Raw genomic sequence first — 21,249 nt, 5'->3', positions numbered from 1 at the left:
GGCACTCCCGAGACCGCTCCCCGAGACGTCGTCGCGGGTCACCATAGCCGCGGGCGCGTAACGCGGATCTAAAACCCGCTCGCGCCGTTCGGCCCCCTGTCGCGGCACCCGCCGTACGGCGGGTAGTCTCCGCCGCGTGGCGCTGGATCGTCGCACCCGTGTTTTCCACGATGGTGAGCACGGACCAGTTGGTCGCAGGCAACCTCCACGACACGGGAGCCCCATTGAGCAACACCCTGCCCTCGGCCGCCACCCCACCGCCCTTCGACCCGGAGCTGGCCGCGGCCCTCGCCGTGCTGGGCGAGTCCATGCCGTCGTCGCTGACCCCGGACATGATCCCGCTCATGCGGGCGGCGATGGCGGACGGCCCCAGCCTCCCCGACGAGGCGCTCACCCGTGACGGCGCCTTCGAGGTGGAGGAGCGGGCGGTGCCGGGCCCGCCCGGCGCACCCGACGTTTCGCTGCTCGTCTGCCGTCCGGCGGGCGCCACCATCCCGCTCGCCGCGATCTACCACACGCACGGCGGCGGGATGATCATCGGCGACAACCGCGTGGGCGTCGACGGCGTGCTCGACTGGGCTCAGGAGCTCCAGCTCGTCGTCGTGTCGGTGGAATACCGGCTGGCGCCGGAGCACCCCCATCCCGCGCCGATCGAGGACTGCTACGCGGGCCTGGCGTGGACCGCCGCCCACGCCGCCGAGCTGGGCATCGACCCGGAGCGGATCATCGTCGCCGGGGCGAGCGCCGGTGGCGGGCTGGCCGCGGCGCTGGCGCTCATGGCCCGTGATCGCGGCGGTCCCGCCCTGGCGGGCCAGATGCTCATGTGCCCCATGCTCGACGACCGCAACGACACCCCGTCGTCGCACCAGATGGCCGGGCTCGGCGTCTGGGACCGCACCGCGAACGAGACCGGCTGGACCGCCCTGCTCGGCGCGGCCCGTGGCGGCCCCGGCGTCTCGCCGTACGCGGCCCCGGCCCGCGCCACCGACCTGTCCGGGCTGCCGCCCGCCTTCATCGACGTCGGCTCGGCCGAGACCTTCCGCGACGAGGACGTCGCGTACGCCGGCGCCATCTGGCGGGCGGGCGGCAGCGCCGAGCTGCACGTGTGGCCGGGCGGGTTCCACGGCTTCGACATGATGGCGCCGCAGGCGGCCGTCTCGCAGGACGCCCGGGCCGCCCGCCTGCGCTGGCTGCGCCGCGTGCTCGGCAGCTGAGCTGTCCGGGGGCACGGGATGCGCGACCTCGTCGGACGGCTGTCGGCGCTCGACCCGGACGCCGGGGCGGCGGTGCAGGTCATCGCCTACTTCGACCGGCTGGTGGAGACACGGGCGGGGCTGGAGGCGATCGTCCGCGGCGCCGCCGTCCTGGCGGGCTGCCCGGCCTGCCTGACCGACTCCGAGCGCGGCGTCCACGTGCGTGTGCTCCCCGACGGAGCCCGCACGGACGCCGGTCCGCCGCCGGATCCCGCCTGGCCCCGCATCGCCGTGCCCGGCGGGGCGGCCGTCCTGTGGCTGGAGCGCCCGGCGCCGCCGGGGCCGGTCGGGGCGATGGTGCTCGAACGGGCCGCGGCGGCGGCGCGGGGCGTGCTCGACCGGACCCGGGGCCGTGCCCCGGCCCACCAGGACAGGGACGACCCGGCCCTCGTCGAGGTGCTGCTCGACCCCGCCGCTCCCCCGGCCGCGCGATCGCTCGCCGCCCGCGCGCTGGGCCTGCCCGGTGACGTCCCCGTACGAGCGGTCGCCCTGGAGGGCGGCGTGGCCCGCGTCGGGCCGGCCCATCACCCGCTGCCCGAGGGGGTCAGGGCGGGTGTCGGCCCGGCGGTGACCCTGCCCGACCTGCCGCGCTCGTGGGCGCTCGCCCGTACGGCGCTGCGGCTGGCGGCCGAGGGGACCCCGCAGGATCCTGGGCCGCGAGTGGTCCACTCCGACGACCTGGGCGGGCTGGCGGTCCTCGCGGCGGCCGTCCCGCCCGGCGCCGCGCCCCACCCCGACGTCCGCGCGCTCGAACGCGCCGGGTCCGAGGCGCCGTGGATGCTCGCGACCCTGTACGCCGCCGCCTACGCACCCAGCCTGCGCGCCGCCGCGGCGGAGCTGACGGTGCATCACTCGACGCTGCAGGACCGGCTCGCGCACGCCGAGCCGCTCCTCGGGTGGACGGTGCGCGATCCCCAGGGGCGGCTGCGTCTTCAGCTCGCCTTCGCGCTGCGCCGCCTGCACCGCGACGCGGGCTCGCCATGAGAGGCCGATCTTCTGGTGCGACCGGGCGTGGCCGGGAGCGGCGTCGCGGCCGGCGTCGGTGCTCCGTCACCCTTCCGGGCTTCGCGGCGGCCGGGCGGCGTGGCCGTCGTCAGCCGCCGAGGGCGGCGGACTCCTCTTCCTCGATGCTGCGGTTCCACTCCCGCTTGGAGGACTGCCAGCCGTCCTCGTCACGGCCCCGCCGCCAGTAGCCGGAGATCGACAACCGCTCCAGCGGCAGGCCGCGCTCCACGCGCAGATATCGGCGCAGTTCCTTGACGAAGTTCGCCTCGCCGTGGACGAAGGCGTGCACGACGCCCTCGGGGAACTCCAGCTCCCGCACCGCCCGCACCAGCGCCTCGCCCACCTGCGCGCCGTGGCGGTGCAGCCACACGATCTCCGCGTCGCCCTCCGTGTGCAGCTTCTGCTCCTCTTCCGGGCCCTCGACCTCCACGAACACCCGGGCCGGCGCCCCCGCCGGGAGGCGCTCCAGTGCGGCGCCGATCGCCGGGAGCGCGCTCTCGTCCCCGGCCAGCAGGTGCCAGTCGGCCTGCGCGCTCGGCGCGTACGCCCCGCCGGGGCCCAGGAAGCGGATCTCGTCGCCCGGCCGGGCCCGCAATGCCCAGGGCCCGGCCAGTCCCTCGTCCCCGTGGTAGACGAAGTCGATGGTCAGCTCCCGCGCCTGCGGGTCCCAGGCCCGCACCGTGTACGTCCGGGTCTTCGGCCACTGGTCGCGCGGCAGCTCGGCGCGGATCACCGCCATGTCGAACGGCTCCGGGTAGGCCACTCCCGGCAGCGGGAACAGCAGTTTCACGTAGTGGTCGGCGAACTCGCCCGCCTCGAAACCGGCGAGCCCCTCACCGCCGAGCACCACCCGGATCATGTGCGGGGTCAGCCGCTCGGTGCGCTCCACCACGCCGGTGGTCGCCCGGGGTGCGCGCCGCGCCGGTTCGGTCGTCGCCATGGACGTTCCCTTCGTCAGATTATTAGGTAAGCCTAACCTCATCCTGTGACATCGTCACCGTGCCGGGCCCGCGTCCGACGCCGGCGGCGACCTCGTCAGGGCCCTGACCACGGCCGCGGACCGGTACGGCCCCGGCGCCGATGCACACGAAACCGGCCGCCGCCGCGGCGGTCCGCGGGTCGCCGCCCCGTACGGCCTGCTGGGCCTCGGCGAGGGCGGCGGCGGGCGGGCGCCCGGCGGCCAGCCGTTCGTGGAAGGCCACCATGACGGGCATCGTCGCCGCGTCGGGGATCGGCAGCACCGAGGCGACGAGCTGCGACGCGCCACGGGCGAGGAACGCCACGGCGAGGCCCATCAGTTCGTCGCCGGTGCGCACCACGGAACGGCCGCTGTCGCAGGCGGCGAGCACGAGCGTGTGCGGCACCCGCGGCAGCCGTTCCACGTCGTAGGCCATCAGCGGCCCGTCCGCGAGGGCGATGCCGGAGAACAGCGGGTTGTCCGCCGACAGGTGGCCGTGCGCCGCGAGATGCGCGAGCCCGGCCCGCGCCAGGGCGGCCGAGACCGCCTCGACCGACGCCGCGGCTCCGGCGAGCACGGTGCCGCCGTGGATCGCGCCGACCGCCGCCGCCTCGGGCCCCGCGGCCGGCAGCCGCGGGCCCGCCACCGCGACCACTCCTCCCCCGGCCACGGCGCCATCACCATGGCCGTCGCCGTCCGCTCCGGTCGCCGCCGCGAGGCGGGTCCGCGCGAGGTGCCACAGCGTCGCGGACGGCGCTACGGTCACGGGCCGTCCCGCGCACGACGGCAGGAGGGACCACGGCAGGCTGTGCAGCGGTCCGGTGGGCACCACGACGAGCGGGCGGTCGCCGATCTCGGTCAGCGGCCCGAGCAGCAGGGCGTCGAGCCGGGCGGCCGCGGCGTCCGACAGCGCGGCGGACGCGGCCAGCGCCTCGGGCCGGGCGTCCGGGCGCGCGTCGCGCCGCACCGCGAACGTCAGCCGCTCGATCAGGTCGGCCGCCCCGGCCGTCGTCCCGAGGCGGCGGACGCTCACGCGGCCGTCGACCACGGTGAGCACGTGCAGGTCGGCGCCCCGGCGGACGTACTCGACCAGCGCCCACGCGCCGAGCGAGGCGGCGAGGTCCCGGGGCGTGACCGGCGCCGCGGGCGTGTTGCCGGGAGTGCCGCCGAGCCGGCGGCTGTGGTCGCGGATGCGCCGTTCCAGGTCGGCCTGCCGGGCCAGCAGCGGAGCGGGCGCCGCCGCCTGACCGGCCAGGTCCCTCGTGACCGAGCGCAGCCGGGCCAGCAGCGCGGTCAGCACCGGGTCGTCCGGCGGACGGACCGGCGCGGCCGGCAGGCGGCTGGCCCGGGCGCGCTCCGACCACTCCAGGAGGCCGTCGGGGCGACCGGCCTCGAAGGCCACCTCCAGTCCCAGCGCCACCAGGTCGGCCCGGTGCGCCGCCGCGTGCACCCGCAGGTCGGTGGCCCCCATCGCCGAGGCGTGCTCGTCCAGGACCCGCAGGCCCGTCCGTACGGCGGCGAGCACGCCGCGCGCGTCCCCCTCGGCCCGTCGTTGCAGCGCCCGTGCGTACCAGCCGCGCGCCCGGACGAGCGCCGGTCCCCGGGATCGGGACGCCGCCGCGGCCCGGCTCAGGTAATCGGCGGCCACGTCCGCCGTCCGGGAGCGCCGCTCGGCGGCAGGCTCCGCTCCCGCCCGCGCGTCTCCGGAGCGCTCGGGCGCTCCGTCGTCCCTGTCCCTCCGTACGTCGTGCCGGACGCGGCGCCCGGCGGTCACCTGGGCGGCCACGATCGCGGCGTCCAGCGCCGCCGCGGGCCATCCCGCCGCGTCCAGGGTCGCGACCATGACGTCGATGACCGCCGTCGGGACGCGCGGCCGGAGACCGGCGGCACGCTGCGCGGACAGAACGGATAACCGGGCCAGTTCCGTCCATTCCCGCCGTCCTTGGGCGCGGAAGCGGCGCAACGCGGCGCGGGCGTGGCCCAGCGCGGCGGCCGGATCGCCGGACAGGATCTCGGCCTGCGCGAGCAGCACCTGCACCTCGGGCACCTTGAGCGAACGGCGCTCGCGGCGGTAGGCGTCCACCGCGCGGGCGGCGGCCGCCTTCGCCTCTGCCGTGAGTCCCACCGACAGCAGCAGCTCGGCCCGGTCCTGGTGCAGCGTGCCCAGCTGGGCGCCGTGCGCGCCGATGATGCGCTCGGCCCGGTCGAGGTGGCGCAGCGCGGCCGGCACGTCGCCCCGCAGCGTCTCCATGAGACCGAGGTTGTTGGCGATCAGGCCGATCGTCAGCGGGCGGCCGAGCGTGCGTGCCAGCGTCTCCGCCTCCAGCAGGTCGCGCTCGGCCGCGGCGAAGGCGTGCCGGTCGGAGTGGACGAGGGCCCGGTTGATCAGCATCCGCTGCACGCCGAGCAGGTCGGCGTGGTGGCGCAGCACCTGCAGCGCCACCTCGAACTCGGCGAACGACTCGTCGAGGCGGCCCATCACGTGCAGCACGATCGCGCGCTGCGCGCGGGCACGTGCGGCCGCAATGCCGGTCAGATCGGGCAGGGCGGCGTCGATCTCGCGGAGCGCGGCCTGCGGCCTGCCCCGTTGCAGGATCGCGAAGGCGAGCTTGTATCGCGCCTCGGCGGTCAGGTCGGCTCGACCGGCCCGTGCGCCCCATGCGGCGGCGCGGCTCAGGTGCCTGATGGCGTTGTCGAGCTCTCCCACGTGCAGGAGCGCGTGCCCCCAGGCGCGTTCTGCCGTGGACGCCGCCACGGCGTGACCCGCGCGGGCCGCGCGCCGGGCGGCCCTCTCGGCCGCAGGAAGGCCCGAGACGGGGTCGCGGTCGACGGCGGCCAGCGCCGCCTCCGCCTCTGCCGCCTCCGCCTCTGCCGGCACCGCGTCGGCCGACACCACGTCAGTCGGCACCACGTCAGTCGGCACCACGTCGGCCGGCACCACGTCGGCCGGCACCGTGTCGATCGGCACCGTGTCGATCGGCACTGCGTCGGCCGGCACTGCGTCGGCCGGCTCCAGCGAGCCCGGTGACTCCGGCGACGCGTCCACGCGCGTGCCCACGGCCTCCGTCCCCGCCTCTGCTCCAACCCGCTCCCCGGCCTGTGCCTCGGCTCTGGCCGCTGATCCGGCTGCCGATCTATCCGGTAAACCGCCGCTGTCGCCGTCGCCGGGGCCGGCGGAGGCGCGACCTGGAGCGTTCCCGAGAACCCTTGCGCCCGGCGGCGTTTCCTGCGTTGGATGTATCACGGCCAGGCCCTCGTGGTTCCGTCTGAGGCAGTTCGCGTTCCGGAAAAGTCATGACCCCGGGAAGGACACTATCCAGATGCCAGTCGACGCGGGCACCACATCGCACCAACCGGACCAACTCATCGTCGACCTCCTGCATCTGGAGGCCGTCGAGCGCATGCTGGACGACTTCGGCATCGTCCACGCCGCCCTCGCGCCCGACGACCGGGACGAGCTCCTCGGGCTGGCCCGGCTGCGCGATCTCAGGGACGCCGACGACGATCCCGTCGAGGTCGGCGAGCTCCTCGCACTGCTGCGGGAGAAGGCGGCCGCCGACCGTGGCGGATGGGTGCCGACGATCGGCAAGAACCGGGTCGTGGACGCGGTGATCGGAGACGGCCACAAACCCATGTCGCTGCCGGACGGCGCGATCCAGGAGAGCGGCCACAAGCCCATGCACCTGGTGAGCGGCGGGTTCTCCACTCTCGGGCACAAGCCCATGTCCCCCGGCGCGCTCGGCGTGCTGGGGCACAAGCCGATGGACGGCGGGCAGCCGGAACCCGCCGGCCCCGCCGACCTGCCGCAGCCGGTCGCCGGGCACGAGGACGCCGGGCGCGGCGTGCGGGTCGGCGTGGTCGACACGCCGCTCGCGCCTGCGCGGCCGGGTACGGCGGAGCACCCGCTGCCGTACCGCTCGGGGCACTCGGCGTTCGTGCGCAGCCTCATCCAGCGGGAGGCGCCGGCCGCGGAGCTGTCCGTCGAGGGGGTCCTCGACGCCCGCACGGGACGGGCCGACTCCTGGGACACTGCCCGGGCCATGCTGCGGCTGACGGACGCCTTCCAGCCCGACATCCTCAACCTCTCCCTCGGCTGCTTCACGCTGTCCGGGGGGCCGCCGCTGGTCATCGCCCGCGCGATCGAGCGGCTCGCCCCGCGGGTGCTGGTCGTGGCCGCCGCGGGCAACCACGGCGCGCTCCCCCATCTCAGCTCCGGGCGCAGCCGGCGCTCGGCCTGCTGGCCTGCCGCCGTCCCACCCGTCGTCGCGGTCGGCGCGTACGGCACGGCGGACGGGCGCCCGGTCATGCCCGGCTGGAGCCCGGACCTCCCGTGGGTGACGTGCCTGGCGCCCGGGGTGGGGGTCGTGGGCGCGTACCTCACCGGGGAGGTCGACATCGACGGCGTCCACCAGACCTTTCAGGGCCACGCCCGGTGGAGCGGCACCTCCTTCTCGGCCGCCCTCGTCAGCGGCGCGGTCGCCGCTCGCACGATCCCGGGCTCGGTGACGCCCCGGCAGGCGCTGGACAAGCTCCTGGCCGAGGCCGGCGAGGTCCGGCCCTATCCGCTGGAGGACTGACCGGGCATGCGTGACGATCCGGTCGTCGTCGCCCTCGTGCTCCGGGCGCGCGAGGGCGACGCCGCGGCGTGGGACGCCATCGTCGAGCGGTACGCGCCGCTGCTCTGGGGCGTGTGCGCTCGTTATGGCGTGACCGGCAGCGACGCGGACGACGTCGCGGGCGGCGTCTGGCTGCGGCTGGTGGAGCGCCTCGACACCCTGCACGAGCCGGCCGCTCTGCCCGGCTGGCTCGTCCGCACCACCCAGCGGCAGTGCCTGCAACTGCTGCGCGCCCGGAAGCGGCAGGTTCCGGTGGACGCCCCCGAGCCTGGCGCCCACCGGAAGGAGGACGACGGCGTGGACGGCGAGATACTGGTGGCCGAGCGGCGGCACGCCCTGCGCATGGCCTTCGCCGAGCTGCCGGACCGGTGCCGGGAGCTGCTGAGCATGCTGTTCGCCGAACCGCCGGCCTCGTACGCCGAGGTCAGCGCCACGCTCGGCGTGCCGGTGGGGGCGATCGGCCCCAACCGCGGGCGTTGCCTCGACAGGCTGCGCAGGAGCCGTGCGCTGGCCGCCCTCGAACTGGCCTGAGGAGTGTCCGACAAATGCTGCTTGTCGCGAGCGGGGATCCAGGTGGATGCATCGCAAGGCGGAGGAGGAGCCGATAACAGCGTTATCGGCGACGACGGCAACGCAGCGAGGCGCCGCCTGGGCCACGCGCGGTAGGGCCATGATCTGTCAGACACGACCAAGATGCATCGACGTGGACGGGGACGACGGCGTGACGGACACACCGAGCTGGTGGGAAGACGACGACCGGCTGATCGAGGAGCTGGGGCACGCGATGCGCGAGGCCCGGGTGCCCGAGTCCTTCGTACGCGCCGGGAAGGCGGCCTTCGCATGGCGGACCGCCGACGCCGAACTGGCCGAGCTGTGGTTCGACTCCCTGCTTTCGGCGCGGGAACCTGCGGGCCTGCGCGACGAGACGCGGCCGGACGGCTCGGGGCCGCGCGTGCTGACGTTCGCCGCCGGGGAGTTGTCCATCGAGGCCGAGATCCACCCCGACGCGGTGCGCGGGCAGCTCGTCCCCGCGCAGCCCGGCGCGGTCCTCGTGCGGGACGACGACGGCCCCGTACGGGAGGTCCCGGTCGACGAGGTCGGCTGGTTCGTGATCGAGCCGGTCCCGGCGCGGCGCTTCCGGCTGCACGTGCGAACGTCCGCCGGAGCGGCCGTCATCACCGGCTGGATCGACCCCCGGCCATAGCCGGCCCCGCAGGCCCCGGCCGGACGCCCCGCCCACCGGCCGGATCGCGCCCCGGCCGTAGCCGGCCGCGGCCCACCCCGGCCCGGCCGCGCCGCTCGCGGCGCCACCGCGATCCCACCGCGATCCCAGCGCAATCCCACCGCGTCCCCACAGCGGCCCCACCGCGGACTGCCGGAGAACGCCGGGAAATTCGCGGGGATTCGCTGTATCACCGGGCTCCTGACTCCATCCGTCGTGCGACAGACCACCGCGTCAGCGGTGACGTACGCACCGGAAGGACCAGGATCGTGAGCGATCCCGCACGCGCGATGAGCAAGGAAGACGCCTACGCCGAGCTGCTCGACCTGCAGTCGGGCGACGTGATCAGGCTGGAGGGGGCGGGCGGCCCCGAGAGGGTGAGCCTGGACGGCTGGGACGGCGAGCAGCCCCAGGACGGCAACGTCGCCGGAGTCGTCGTCCGCTACCTGTCGTCGGGCACGGTGACGTTCGGGCAGCCCAGCCACCCGGCGGCGCCCGACCGGCTCGACCCCCGCAACGCGCTCGCCCTGGTGCGGCTGTGCCAGTGGCTGAAGGACACCTACAACGTCGTCGAGTTCTACCACCTCGGCATCTCCGGGGGCGGCGTCGACAGCCAGGGCCGCCCGCGCACCGACTGCCACGGCCAGGGCCGCGCGGTCGACTTCGTCGGCGTCAAGGCCGTCGCCGAGGACGGCGAGGAGTGGACGCTCACCGTCAACGACGACTGGGGGACCGTCTCGACCGCCGCGACCCCCGGCGGGAACTGGCCGCCGGGCACCGGGTCCGGCACGTTCTACCGGCTCGACGACGAGGACGCCGACCCGTTCACGCGCGACTTCTGGCGCGCCGTGTACGAGTTCATCGCCTCGGAGTGGCAGGACCGCACCGACGGCCCCGACGGGCTGGACACGCCCACGTCGATCGGCGAGCGCAGCTTCGTCATGCACCCCGACCACCCGGCCACCGCCCCGGGGACGGCGCACGGCCGGGAGGCCCACAAGAACCACATCCACATGCAGATCGGCGTCACAGGAACGGCGGTCTGAGCATGCGCAACCTCACCTTCTGCGACATCCGGTTGCACCCCTCGACGGTGGAGTCCGCCTTCGAGGAGGCCATGACCGGCGACGTCATGCCGGGCGCGGGCGTCCTGCCGCACCCACCCGGCACGCTGTTCGTACGCAGCCTCTATCGCGAGGCCGGCTACGGGTTCCCGCCGGCGTACCGGTGCGTCGTGCACACGGCCCTGGTGAGCGACACCGGGTTCTTCGGCATGCGCCCCCGGATCGCCCGGCTCGGCGCCGACACCAAGGAGCCGCGCCTGCGGCCCGTCGCGGGCGCGGTGCCGGACGACGAGACGGCGCTGGGCGTGCTGCGGGCCCGCGACGGCCACTCGCTGGTGATGGCCGCCGTCCATCTCCCCCTGCGGATGATCCAGGAGGCGTTCGAGAAGGAGCTGGTGGCCGCGCTCGAAGAGGAGGTCACCGAGCCGTCCCGGGTCAGCGCGGTGTCCGGGGCGATCTGGACGCGCGACGACGAAGCCGTCCACGGCCGGGTCGAGTATCTCGTCGCCGCGACGGGCGACTTCGCCGAGCTGCGGCTGCGGCCCCGGACGGTCGAGCGGATCGAGGCGGCAGGCGGCAGGCTGGTCGAGTCGCGCGGGTTCCGTCACGTCGGCACGGTGTTCGCCGACGCGGTCGTCGGCGGGGTGGCGGGCGACCCCGCGCCTCCGGCCGGGGGGTGACGGCCATGGAGAAGCTCTGCGGGTTCGTCGCCCCGTCCGGGGTGAAGGCGTACTTCTTCACCGGCGAGCGCTACATCCGCTATGACGTCGAGGCCGACGGCGCCGACGAGGGCTACCCGCTGGCGATCGCCGACCAATGGCCCGGCCTGTTCGAGGCGGACATCGACGCCGCCCTGCCGTGGAGCGACGGCTCGGTCTTCTTCTTCCGCGGCGACCAGTGCCTGGCGTACGACATCGAGAACGGGGTCGTGCTGGACGGGCCGCGGCCGATCGCCGAGATGTGGCCGGGACTGTTCGATCTCGGCATCGACGCCGCGATCCTGTGGGGCAGCGGCAACGCCTACTTCTTCTCCGGGGAGGAATACCAGGTCTTCGACGGCGCGAGCGGCAAGATCGACCCGGAGGCCAGGCCGATCGCCGGCGACTGGCCTGGAGCGTTCCCACGGATCGACACGGCGCTGTGGTGGCCCAGCGGCAACCCGTACGTCTTCTCGGGGAGCGAGTACGCGAGGCTCGACCCCGAGGACGGCTCGGTGGCCGAGGGCTTCCCCCGGCCCGTCGAGGAGGACTGGCGGGGGCTGCCCATCGGGCCGGTGGCGGGGGACGTTCCCGAGCCTGCCGGGCCGGCCGGCTCGGCGCGCTCGGTCAGGGACTTCTTCCCCGAGTTCAGCGCCCCGCTGGAGGGCCGGGTGCCCTACCTCTACCAGGACGTCAAGGGCCTGGTCACCACGGGCGTCGGCAACCTCGTCGACTCTCCGGAGGAGGCGGCCGCCCTGCCGTTCGTGCACGCGGCCACCGGGCGGCCCGCCACCCGCGCGGAGATCGAGGCCGAGTGGCACCGGATCAAGAACGAGCCCGGCCTCGCGAAGAAGGGCCACCTGGCGGCCAAGGCCATCCACACCCTGGAGCTGCCCGACGCGGCGATCGACGAGCTCGTCCGCAAGCGGTTCGACGTCAACGAGGCCCGGATGTCGGCCTTCTTCCCCGGGTGGGCGGACTGGCCCGCCGACGCCCGGCTCGGGGCGCACAGCATCGCCTGGACCGGCTCGTTCTTCCCCACCCGCTGGCCGGGCTTCACCGCCGCCGCGAACGCGGGCCGGTGGGAGGAGGCTGCGGCCCAGTCCCACCTGCGGGAGGACGGCAACCCCGGCATCGCCCCGCGAAACCGGGCGAATCTCCGGTTGTTCCGCAACGCGGCCGCCGTGGTCGCCCGCGGGCTCGACCGATCCCGCATCTACTACCCCGCCGCTCTGTGAGCGGCGTCCCCACACTGTTCAGGAGCCAGCGATGGTGAACCCAGCAGGACCGATCATGGCCGGCGGCTTCGAGACCGTCACCCTCAACGAGGCCGGCGTCGAATACTCCCTCGTCTTCCTCCCCGACAAGCACAACGACGAGCTCCAGGCCCAGGGGTCCAACCCCGTCTTCTACTGGCTGCCGGAGCGGATGCGCCTGGCGCGCAAGTCGAACGGCGACCTCAGACTCAGTTTCCTGCATTTCGTCGGCGTGCAGGACGGCCAGACCAACATCGGCGTGGCCCCCGGGCAGACCCGGGAGACCTCGGGCGGGGTGCTCAGCTTCGCGATGACCGGCGCGCCGCCCGAGGGCGTCCTGCGGGACGCGCACAAGCAGATCCTGGAACGGATGCAGCAGGGCAGCCGGGACCGGTTCTGGCAGGTCAAACCGGGCGTGGCCGACCGGTCCACGATCGCCGACATCCGGCCGATCCCGATCAGGAGCTCCACGCTGCGACTGATGATCACCGACCAGGACGGCACGCAGGGCGGCAACGCGGGCGACCCGTTCTTCGTCACCGCCCAGGGCGCCGGGCCCGGCAGCCTGATCCCCACCGCCGAGCACCCGTTCGTCGTCAACCTCGGCACGTTCGCGGCGGCGCAGGTGGAGCAGGGGCTGCTGGGCACCGAGGTGCCCATCGCGGTGACGGCCGACCTCACCCTGCCGCTGTGGGCGCCGATCACGCGGCTGCACATGACCGCCAACTGGGAGCGGGTGTTCAGCCACTTCACGGCCCAGGCCGGCGCGAGCTGGTGGTGGAGCTCGGCCGACCTCAAGGCCACCTGGAACACGCTGCGGATGAACGGCGACATCAAGGTCGAGCTGGAGATGGACCGGACCATCCCCGGCGCGGACAACAAGGAGGCGATGGTCACCAAGTACATCGACATGCTCGTGGCGATGTGGCTGGACCAGGCGAAACAGGTCATCTTCCAGCCGATGCCGGAGGTCCAGGACCCGGGCCCGCCCAAGCCCGGCGGGCTGCTCAATCTCTTCGGCTGGGGCTTCGGCGCGGGGTTCAGCCTCAACTTCCGCCGTGACCGGGTGGAGATCGCCAACTCCTTCACGTTCGAGGTCGACGAGATGTACGCGCAGCCGAGCACGATGGGCGGCAATGTGGACGGCGTGGCCGACCTGCTGGCCGCCCACCCGGAGCTCAAGAGCCGCTACCTGCGCACGCTCTACCTGGACAACTGGGACCGCAAGATCACCACGGTCTGCCGGCCCGTGATCAAGTGGCCCGACCCGGACCACGGCGTGAGCGGCGACCCGGTGAAGTTCGCGAGCGTCCAGATCGGCTACCCCAGTGTGAACGGCGAGATCGCGTGGTCGGCCCACGACTTCCTGCCGCCGCGGCGCCCGCAGGAGGTCGACGCGACGACCAGCGTGCAGGGCGAGGGCGCCCCCGTCGGGGAGACCACCCCGCTCGCCCCCGCCTCCTCGCCGACCCTCGTCTACGCAAGCGGCTCGACCAGCGAGGTGTTCTTCGCCCGGCAGACCCAGAAGAAGGCGGAGGAGGTCACCGGCGCGCCGGAGGGGTGGCGTCCGGACAAGGTGTTCGTCCGGCGCACCATCCAGTTCGACGAGGCGCCGTCCGCCCTCGACGACCGGTTCACCCGGATCATGGTCGAGGCCAACGAGGTGAATCTCGACCCGGGCCCGTTCGGCACCCTCACCGACAGCCTGAACGTGGCCGTGCGAGCCGACAACGCCGGCGTGCTCGTGCTCACCCCGATCACGATCAACATCGATCTGACGGCGAGCAACCAGATCGTCGAGGTGCAGGTGCAGGCCAAGGGCGAGAGCCCCGACGGCGGCGAACGCCCGATCGTGACGTTCACCTTCACCATGGCCGACACCGGGGAGCACTACAAGGAGCGCCGGTTCGCGCTCTACACGGGGCAGCCGGGACGGCCGCCGGGATACCGCTACCGGGCGCGCGTGATCATCAAGGGCACGCTGTTCGAGGACGGGGAGGAGTGGATCGGGCCCTGGACAGACGGCGAGGGCAGCGGCGACCTGCCCGTACGGGTGCCGAAGAAGACCGCTCCGGGCGTCACCGTCGTGAGCCAGGTCTGACCGCGATGAACACACCAGGATTCCCGGCCGACGAGCCGGGTCCCCGCATCAGGGCGGCCGACGGGGGTGAGCCCCTGCTGCCCGACTCGCAACTGGGCCCGCCCTGGTGGGCGCCCGCTCCGGAGCTCGTGCCCGCCTCCGCGGGCACGTTCCGGTTCCTGTTCCGCGTCACCGGTCACGACGACGAGGGATCGCCCGTCCTCAGCGCGACGGTCACCACCGTGCTGCGCTTCCCCCCGCCGCCCGCCGGTGCCCGGACCGTCCCGTGGACGGACGTGAGCGTACGGCTGCGCATCCCGTTCGTTGACGCCGACACCGGCCGGCCTGCCTCCACCGAGCTCCCGATCGACGTTGACGTGCGCGACGACGTCGTCCACTGCCGGGCCGAGATCAGCGGAGCCGTGGCCAGGGCCGCGTACGGCGCGCTGAGCACGCCGGGCTTCCAGCCGGGCGACGGGGCGGGGCTGATCGTCAGCACGAGCTTCGTCGGCGTGCAGGAGACGCTCGCGGCGTGGGCCGTCTCCACGATGGTCCACGCCGAGCCGGAGCGTCTGGAGATCGTGCCGGTCCAGGGATGGCCGATCGAGGATCCGCCCCGCGAGGAGCACCCGATCCCCGAGGAGCATCCGAACTGGTCGGACGTGGTGATCACCGAGGTTCGCGTCCCCGGCGAGGTCATGATCGCCGGGCGGGGCGCCATCCGGCCGGCCGAGGTGTCGCCGCTGCTCACGGAGTCGGTGCTCAGGGAGTCGGTGCTCAGGGATTCGGCGATCACTGATTCCGCGCTCGCGGACACGGCGGTGGCGGGGCGGGCCTTCCTGGCGGCCTCGCCGGCCGAGGAGGCGTCGCTGGAGCCCTTGGCGGAGATCCCCGTGGAGTCCCTGGCGGAGGCCCCGGTCGAGGCGACGGCGGAGGCCCCGGCGGAGGCGACGGCGGAGGATCTGCCGGCCCTGTCGGCCCTCGCCCGGATGCCGCTCCCCCTGCCGCCCACCGGCCGGCGCCTGGTGCTCCGCGACGACCTCAAGGGACGACTCGACGGACGCCTCCTCCGCGGGTGGCCGGGCGGACGGCTCCTCGGCGGAATCTCCACCGGCCCCGTGGGAACGGGCGTGATCCCAACGTACCCCCCGTCGTTCACCATGGACATGGGCGTGACCGTGACCCGCTCGCACCGCCTGCCGCTGCTGGTGCCGTGCCGGGACGACCCCGGCCTCTACCGGCAGGACGTCGGAAGCGGCGAGCCCGTGATCGTCGGCTGCCAGGACGCCTTCCAGCTCGGCCGCGCCCCGGCCCGGCGGTTCGCGCCGGCTCCGCGCCTGGACCGCGACCACCGATACTCGGTGTGGGAGTCGCTCCAGCAGCCGGCCACCTACCTCGTCGTGCCCTCCCACTATCGGGTGGCCCGCGACGTGGTCGGCCGTCCCCAGCTGGAATGGCTGCAGGTGTTCGACGCCACCGTGGACGCGGGCCTGCCGTGCCGGCTGCAGGCCCGGTGCGTGCCCGATCTGTCGGCGGCCGAGCTCGCCGAGCTGGAGTCGCTGCTGCGTGCGGACGCCGGCGGGCGCGACGTCCGCATGCTGCTTCCGACGTCCCCCTCGGTGGGGTCCACCGGGGTGTCGGTGCGGTCGAGCACGCTGGAGGGCGGCCTGCGCGCCGTCCTGGACGACGACGCGATCCGGCTGGCGCTGCAGGTGGACTACGACGACGCGGTCGTGGTGGTCACCCAGTTGCGCGGCGGCGAAGCGGTCTCGCAGATCGTCTTCGACACCGGCGACTCCTCCACCTCGATCGCGACCACCGTGCACCTGGACGTGGACGAGCTGGCCGGCCCATACCCGGCCGGGCCCGTACGGGTCACCGCGACCGGACTGCGCAACGACGCCGACACGGCGGCCACGGTCACGGCCCTCTGGGTGCGGCGGGTAGTCGGGGGCTGGGAGCGGGTCCCGCTCGACCCACCGGTGCAGGTCCCCGCGCACGGGGACGTCGTGCTGCCCGCCGCCGTCCGGGACGGGGCGGTCGCGCCGCAGGCGCTGCTCGACCCCGCGGACCCCGCCCATCTGGTCGTCCGCAACGTCTACCTGGAGAACCTGCACACGGCCGTGCTGATCCGCCGGGACGTGGACCTGCGGGCCGCGGGCATCTCCGGCGTGGGGCTGGTCTTCGCGGTGTCCGGCATCGAGGTGGCGCGGGCCGTCCTGCCCGCGGACGCGCCCACGCTCGAGGTCACCCTGGTGCAGCCGCTGGTCGCCGACCGTGCGACGTTCGACCGGAAGGTCGCCGTGTCCGTCACGCTCACGCGGGACGACGGCACCGTACGGCCGTCGCCGAACGGCCCGGTGATCATCGACCTCGCGGCCGGCGTGATCGTCCGGCTGTCCCGGCTCATGGAGGGGTGACGGCGGGCCGGAGGCGCGCGAGGATGCCGAGCGCGTCCTCCGACGCGCTTCCCGGTTCGGCCTGGCAGACGACGAGCTGCTGGCCCGGGGCGCTGTTGGCCGTGAACATCTCGTAGGAGAACGTCAACTCGCCGACCAGCGGGTGATAGTAGTGCTTACGGTCCACGTCCCGGGGCAGGACGTCGTGGCGAGCCCACATCCGTACGAAATCCCTGCTCTGGTCGGACAGCTCGTCCACCAGCAGGGGCAGGAACGGGTCCTCGGGGTCGGCGCCGGCGATGGCGCGCAGTTGCGCCACCTTCGTCGTCGCCGCCGCCTCCCATTCCACGAAGAAGGCGCGTGCCTGCGGGCTGAGGAGACACATGCGCAGGAAGTTGTCGTTGTGGTCGAGACCCTGGCAGAGGGTGTCGGCCAGCCGGTTGGTCGCGAGCACGTCCATCCAGCGGCCGAGGATGAACGCCGGGGCGGCGTCGCACATCCGGAGCAGGTGCAGCAGGCGGCGGCTGACCTGCTCCTCCCGGCAGGGCGGCCGGGGCCGGGGCCTCGGGTAGGCGAGCTCGTAGAGGTGCTCGGTGGCGGCGTCGTCGAGGCGCAGCGCCCGGGCGAGCGCGTTGAGGACCTGCTCGGACGGACGGCGTTCCCTGCCCTGCTCCAGCCGCGCGTAGTAGTCGTTGCTGACGCCGGCGAGCATGGCCACCTCTTCCCTGCGCAGTCCGGGGGTACGGCGGCGGCCCATTCGCACCAGCCCGGCGTCCTCCAGGCTGACGGCCTCGCGGCGAGCCCGGAGGAAGTCTCCCAGAAGTCGCTTACGGTCCACTTTTTCACCGTACGTCACTTATGATGAGTTTTTAGGAAATTTGTCCCCAATTGGGGTAGTGTTGAGCCTGTCACCGATCGTCCGACAGATCACGTTCGGATAAACGGAGCGCTCGCCCCGGCCCACCAGGGCGATCGACTTTGGGTGGTTGTGCCACACCCAGGATGAACACATTTAGGAAGACCACAGCCTTATCCATGTGATGTGGACCACCCTGGCAGACGATGGCCACGTGCATGGAACTACGGCTCCCCGCTGCAACATGGGATCTCCTCCGACCTCCGAAGGATCAATCAGGGTGCGTTCCGAGAGCGGGGAGCCCGGGCTGCCTCCCGGAAAGAGCCCTCTCGTGCGAAACACCCTGAATCCTGTCTGCGTCCCCTTGGCGCTGGCCGAATTCACCGAAGCGCACCGCCGGCGGATCGTCGACGCGCTGCTGGCCATATCGATCCTCTGTTTCACCATCCCGCCGACGCTCCTGGGTCTGTCCTTCTCCCCGTGGGGCCCGGTCCCGCAATGGATCGAGATCGTCATCGAGGTCATCACCGCGGGCGCCTTGCTGATACGCCGGCGCACCGGACTGCCCATGATCGTCACTTCGGCTCTCTGCGCAGTGACCACCGGACAGATCGTGCCCATGGCCTTCGCCGCATACTCGATGACGGCCGACAGCAAGATCCGCAAGTGGCAGCTGGTGACCCTGCCTCTGATCATGACCGCCGCAGCCGTCGACTACGTGGACCCCAAGACGGACGACGTCCTCTACCTCTGCGTGGTGCGCGCGCTGGTGTTCATCTTCATGCCCGCACTGGTCGGCACGTGGGTGCGCGGCTACCGCGGCATGATCTCGGAGTTGCGGGCCGAGGTGCGGGACCGCGAAGAGCAGGCGGCAGTCCGGGAGCGCCGCAAGATCGCACGAGAACTGCACGACACCGTGACGCACGCGGTCACCGTGATGGTCCTCAACGCGGGGATCATCCGCGACGACGCGGACCCCGAGACCGGCAGGATCGCCACGACCATCGAGGACAAGGGCGTGCAGGCCCTCGCCGAGCTGCGCGAGCTGCTCGCGGTGCTCCGGCGCGAGGACGGGTCCCGGATGACGGCGGGGGCCAAGGCGATCCCTTCCCTCGTGGAAGAGGCGGCCGCCACAGGCACGCGGGTCAGTCTCGACTACCACCTGCCGGATATCGGCCTGCCCGCCCAGATCGGGCTCGCCTGCTACCGGGTCGTGCAGGAAGGGCTGAGCAATGTCAGGAAGCACGCTCCCGGGTCCCTGGTGCGCGTCACCTGCGAGGCCCGCGACGGCGTCGTGACCGTCTCGGTCGTGAACGGCAGGGATGAAGGCCGGGCGAGGATGTCCCTCCAGCGCCTGCTTCCCCCATCGGGGTTCGGCCTGGCCGGGCTCGAAGAGCGCATCGCCATTCTGGACGGCCGGTTGGAGAGAAAGGGGACGCCTGACGGCGGCTTCATGCTGGTGGCGCGCATCCCCTTCCACCCCGCCGGCGCTCAGGCGGCCGACGACCTTGCCTACGACCCTGCCGACGCCGACGAGGCTGCGGACGGCGAGAGCGCGTGAGCCGTGCGCGGCCCACGCGGCGGCGCCTCACCGCGTTCTCGCCCGCCCACGATGGATCCCGCACGGGCCACCGCCGGCAGCGATTGCCGGACGCCGCCTGAGCCGCTCGTCTCGTCCGTCGCACGTGGGCTCGCGCGAGCGGACAAGGTCGCCTACAACAGGTGCGCGACCATCTCGGCGAACTCCTCGGGGGCGACGATCCGCACGCCCAGGGACTCGGCCTTGGCCCGCTTGGATCCCGCGTTGTCTCCCGCGACGACCAACGAGGTCTTCGCGGAAACGCTGGACGAGGCCCGGCCTCCGGCCCGTTCGACGAGCTCGTTCATCTCGTTGCGGGACAACGCCGCCAGGCGCCCGCTCATCGCGCCGGTGACCACGACCGTCATCCCGGTCAGCGGCAGCGCACCCTGCTCCTGATCATCCGGAGCCGGGATGGTCGTGCCGCCCACGTCACCGGCCACCGCCGCCACACCGGGCTCGACCATGTTCACCCCGGCACGGACGAGCTTGTCGATGAGGTCGCCCAGCTCGGCCAGCTCGGCGACGATCACGGGCGCCTTCTCCGGGCCGATGCCGTCCACCTGCTGGAGCGCCTCGGCGTCGGCCGCGCGGATGGCCTCCATCGTGCCGAAGTGCCGGGCGATGCGGCGGCTCATCGAGCGCCCCGTCCCCCTGACCCCGAGCGCGCAGAACACCCGGCTCAGCGGCCTCGTCCTGGCCCTGTCGATGGCGGCCAGGAGGTTGTCGGTGGACACCTCCCCCATCCGCTCCAGGTCAAGCAGCTGCTCGCGGGTGAGGAAGAACAGGTCGCCGAAGTCGGCGATCAAGGCGGCGTCCAGCATCTGCTGGATGCGGTTGTCGGCCAGCCCCTCCACGTCGAGCTGGTCGCGGCCGACCGCGTATCGGATCGAGGCGATCGCACGGCAGTCGCGGCCTCGCACGCATCTCCACCGCTCCTGGGAGGTGTCGATCTCGCCTTCGCAGGCCGGGCACACCTCGGGGAACACGATGGGCTGCTCGTCGCCGGTGCGCAGGTGCACCACCGGGGACTCCACTCTCGGGATCACGTCGCCCGCCTTGTAGACGACCACGCTGTCCCCCAGCATCAGCCCACGCCGCCCGATGTCCGCGGGGTTGTGCAGCGTCGCGTACGTCACGACGGAGCCGTCCAGCTCCACCGGCTCCAGAACCGCGCGCGGGGCGATCACACCGGTGCGCCCGGTGTTCCACTCCACGCCGAGCAGCTTCGTGATCTTCTGCACGGCGGGCAGCTTGTAGGCGATCGCCCACCGCGGCGCCCGCGAGCCGGACCCGGCCTGCGCCTGGTCGGCCGCGTCATCCGCCTTGATCACGATGCCGTCGATCCCGAACGGCAGCTCCGGCCGCGCGGCCGCGATCTCCTCGACCCGCCGCTGCACCTGCTCCACACTCGTCGCGACGATCCCGGCGACCGCGGTCTCGGCCGTGGTCTGCACCCCCTGACCGGCGACCCAGTCCATCACCTGGCTGTGCGGCGACTCCCGCAGCCGCGTCGCGAGGCCGGAGGTGTCGTCGGGCAGCGGCAGCGCCCCATACCCGAAGAACGTCAGCTCGCATACGTACGGCCGGTCCTGCGCCCGCAGCGTGCCCGCGGCGGCGCTGCGCGGGTTCGCGAACGTCGTCCCGTCGTGCGCCTGCCGTTTCGCGCACGCCTCCTCGAACTGCCGCGCGGTCATCATCACCTCGCCGCGCAGCTCCACCGTGACCGGGTCGGCCAGCCGCCCGGGCAGGCCGACGATCGTGCCGATCGCGTGGGAGACGTCCTCGCCCGCGCTCCCGTCGCCGCGGGTGACCAGCTGGACGAGGCGGCCGTCACGATAACGGGCGGCGATCGCCAGCCCGTCCAGCTTCGGCTCCACCGACCACGCGGTCACCGGACGGCCCAGCCGGCGCTCCAGCGAGGCCGCCCAGCTCGCGAGCTCCTCCGGCCCGAACACGTTGTCGAGGCTGAGCATGGGCACGATGTGCGGGACATCGCCCACGACTCCGGCGACCTTGCCCGTCGGCGACTCCTCCAGCACCTGATCGGGGTGGGCCCTCTCGTAGGCGGCGATGCCGCGGACGAGCCTGTCGTAGGCGTCGTCGTCCAACGAGGAGGTTCCGTCGCCGTAGTAGGCCGCTGCCGCGTCGGCCGCCAGCCGTACCGCCTCGGCGTAGGCGACCTCGTCGGGGATCGCGTCGATCGGGGGCGCTTCAGTCATGCGGTCATCGTGCCAAGCGGCTCCGACAAAAACGCCCGCCT

General features: G+C 73.4%; 15 protein-coding genes. 11 read left to right on the top strand and 4 right to left on the bottom strand.

The genetic code is table 11. The features are described from left to right. Nucleotides 1–308: 308 nt before the first annotated feature. Both HCK04_RS09995 and HCK04_RS09990 read left to right on the top strand, forming a co-directional pair. A complete protein-coding gene (locus HCK04_RS09995) occupies nt 309–1,214 on the top strand; it encodes an alpha/beta hydrolase (RefSeq protein ID WP_240971265.1) in 906 nt (301 codons plus the stop codon). Between the two features lie 18 nt (nt 1,215–1,232). Further along, a complete protein-coding gene (locus HCK04_RS09990) occupies nt 1,233–2,237 on the top strand; it encodes a helix-turn-helix domain-containing protein (RefSeq protein WP_142646892.1) in 1,005 nt (334 codons plus the stop codon). A 109-nt stretch (nt 2,238–2,346) separates the two neighbouring features. Here the strand turns inward: HCK04_RS09990 and HCK04_RS09985 are convergent, their stop codons facing one another. Together HCK04_RS09985 and HCK04_RS44130 are read right to left on the bottom strand one after the other, a co-directional pair. Then, a complete protein-coding gene (locus HCK04_RS09985) occupies nt 2,347–3,198 on the bottom strand; it encodes a siderophore-interacting protein (RefSeq protein ID WP_142646891.1) in 852 nt (283 codons plus the stop codon). Nucleotides 3,199–3,220: 22 nt separating this feature from the next. Next, entirely contained in the window at nt 3,221–6,274 is a 3,054-nt protein-coding gene (locus HCK04_RS44130) for a CHAT domain-containing protein (RefSeq protein ID WP_168065788.1), read from the bottom strand. A gap of 262 nt (nt 6,275–6,536) precedes the next feature. On the opposite strand from HCK04_RS44130, the gene HCK04_RS09975 reads away from it, so the two are divergent. The 8 genes from HCK04_RS09975 to HCK04_RS09940 all read left to right on the top strand — a co-directional run bounded on the left by HCK04_RS09975 (nt 6,537) and on the right by HCK04_RS09940 (nt 16,572). Beyond that, nucleotides 6,537–7,793: a S8/S53 family peptidase gene (locus HCK04_RS09975; protein ID WP_142646889.1), complete on the top strand. Its 1,257-nt coding sequence runs from the start codon at nt 6,537–6,539 to the stop codon at nt 7,791–7,793. A 6-nt stretch (nt 7,794–7,799) separates the two neighbouring features. Further along, entirely contained in the window at nt 7,800–8,363 is a 564-nt protein-coding gene (locus HCK04_RS09970) for a sigma-70 family RNA polymerase sigma factor (RefSeq protein WP_142646888.1), read from the top strand. Nucleotides 8,364–8,535: 172 nt separating this feature from the next. Then, on the top strand, nt 8,536–9,036 hold the full coding sequence (locus HCK04_RS09965) for a hypothetical protein (RefSeq protein WP_168065786.1): 501 nt from the start codon (nt 8,536–8,538) through the stop codon (nt 9,034–9,036). A 287-nt stretch (nt 9,037–9,323) separates the two neighbouring features. After that, a complete protein-coding gene (locus HCK04_RS09960; RefSeq protein WP_147943353.1) occupies nt 9,324–10,100 on the top strand; it encodes a hypothetical protein in 777 nt (258 codons plus the stop codon). Nucleotides 10,101–10,102: 2 nt separating this feature from the next. Further along, nucleotides 10,103–10,798: a hypothetical protein gene (locus HCK04_RS09955; RefSeq protein ID WP_142646886.1), complete on the top strand. Its 696-nt coding sequence runs from the start codon at nt 10,103–10,105 to the stop codon at nt 10,796–10,798. A 5-nt stretch (nt 10,799–10,803) separates the two neighbouring features. Further along, entirely contained in the window at nt 10,804–12,054 is a 1,251-nt protein-coding gene (locus HCK04_RS09950; protein WP_142646885.1) for a hemopexin repeat-containing protein, read from the top strand. A gap of 31 nt (nt 12,055–12,085) precedes the next feature. Continuing rightward, on the top strand, nt 12,086–14,173 hold the full coding sequence (locus HCK04_RS09945) for a hypothetical protein (protein WP_142646884.1): 2,088 nt from the start codon (nt 12,086–12,088) through the stop codon (nt 14,171–14,173). A gap of 5 nt (nt 14,174–14,178) precedes the next feature. Beyond that, nucleotides 14,179–16,572, top strand: a complete 2,394-nt coding sequence (locus HCK04_RS09940) for a hypothetical protein (protein WP_142646883.1) — start codon at nt 14,179–14,181, stop codon at nt 16,570–16,572. Here the strand turns inward: HCK04_RS09940 and HCK04_RS09935 are convergent. Further along, nucleotides 16,559–17,389, bottom strand: coding sequence for a helix-turn-helix transcriptional regulator (locus HCK04_RS09935; protein ID WP_142646882.1), 831 nt, complete (start codon nt 17,387–17,389; stop codon nt 16,559–16,561). The genes HCK04_RS09940 and HCK04_RS09935 overlap by 14 nt on opposite strands. Nucleotides 17,390–17,591: 202 nt before the next feature. Between HCK04_RS09935 and HCK04_RS09930 the strand changes: the two genes are divergently transcribed. Then, nucleotides 17,592–18,968 carry a histidine kinase gene (locus HCK04_RS09930; protein ID WP_240971260.1) on the top strand — a complete coding sequence of 459 codons (1,377 nt, stop codon included), beginning with the start codon at nt 17,592–17,594 and terminating at the stop codon, nt 18,966–18,968. A gap of 152 nt (nt 18,969–19,120) precedes the next feature. Here the strand turns inward: HCK04_RS09930 and ligA are convergent, their stop codons facing one another. Further along, a complete protein-coding gene (ligA, locus tag HCK04_RS09925) occupies nt 19,121–21,208 on the bottom strand; it encodes an NAD-dependent DNA ligase LigA (protein ID WP_142646880.1) in 2,088 nt (695 codons plus the stop codon). Between the last annotated feature and the right edge of the window lie 41 nt (nt 21,209–21,249).

Source organism: Microbispora sp. CL1-1 (genome assembly GCF_012034195.1).
GTDB lineage: Bacteria > Actinomycetota > Actinomycetes > Streptosporangiales > Streptosporangiaceae > Microbispora.
Note: the sequence above shows the minus strand (reverse complement) of the source record. Positions and strands in the feature narration are given on the sequence as shown.

Bases quoted from the DNA above. Each gene is read 5' to 3' on its own strand.
- HCK04_RS09940 (WP_142646883.1), top strand. From the start codon at position 14,179: ATGAACACACCAGGATTCCCGGCCGACGAGCCGGGTCCCCGCATCAGG.
- HCK04_RS09930 (WP_240971260.1), top strand. From the start codon at position 17,592: ATGTGGACCACCCTGGCAGACGATGGCCACGTGCATGGAACTACGGCT.
- HCK04_RS09970 (WP_142646888.1), top strand. From the start codon at position 7,800: ATGCGTGACGATCCGGTCGTCGTCGCCCTCGTGCTCCGGGCGCGCGAG.
- HCK04_RS09945 (WP_142646884.1), top strand. From the start codon at position 12,086: ATGGTGAACCCAGCAGGACCGATCATGGCCGGCGGCTTCGAGACCGTC.
- HCK04_RS09990 (WP_142646892.1), top strand. From the start codon at position 1,233: ATGCGCGACCTCGTCGGACGGCTGTCGGCGCTCGACCCGGACGCCGGG.
- HCK04_RS09955 (WP_142646886.1), top strand. From the start codon at position 10,103: ATGCGCAACCTCACCTTCTGCGACATCCGGTTGCACCCCTCGACGGTG.
- HCK04_RS09995 (WP_240971265.1), top strand. From the start codon at position 309: ATGCCGTCGTCGCTGACCCCGGACATGATCCCGCTCATGCGGGCGGCG.
- HCK04_RS09975 (WP_142646889.1), top strand. From the start codon at position 6,537: ATGCCAGTCGACGCGGGCACCACATCGCACCAACCGGACCAACTCATC.
- HCK04_RS09985 (WP_142646891.1), bottom strand. From the start codon at position 3,198: ATGGCGACGACCGAACCGGCGCGGCGCGCACCCCGGGCGACCACCGGC.
- HCK04_RS09950 (WP_142646885.1), top strand. From the start codon at position 10,804: ATGGAGAAGCTCTGCGGGTTCGTCGCCCCGTCCGGGGTGAAGGCGTAC.
- ligA (WP_142646880.1), bottom strand. From the start codon at position 21,208: ATGACTGAAGCGCCCCCGATCGACGCGATCCCCGACGAGGTCGCCTAC.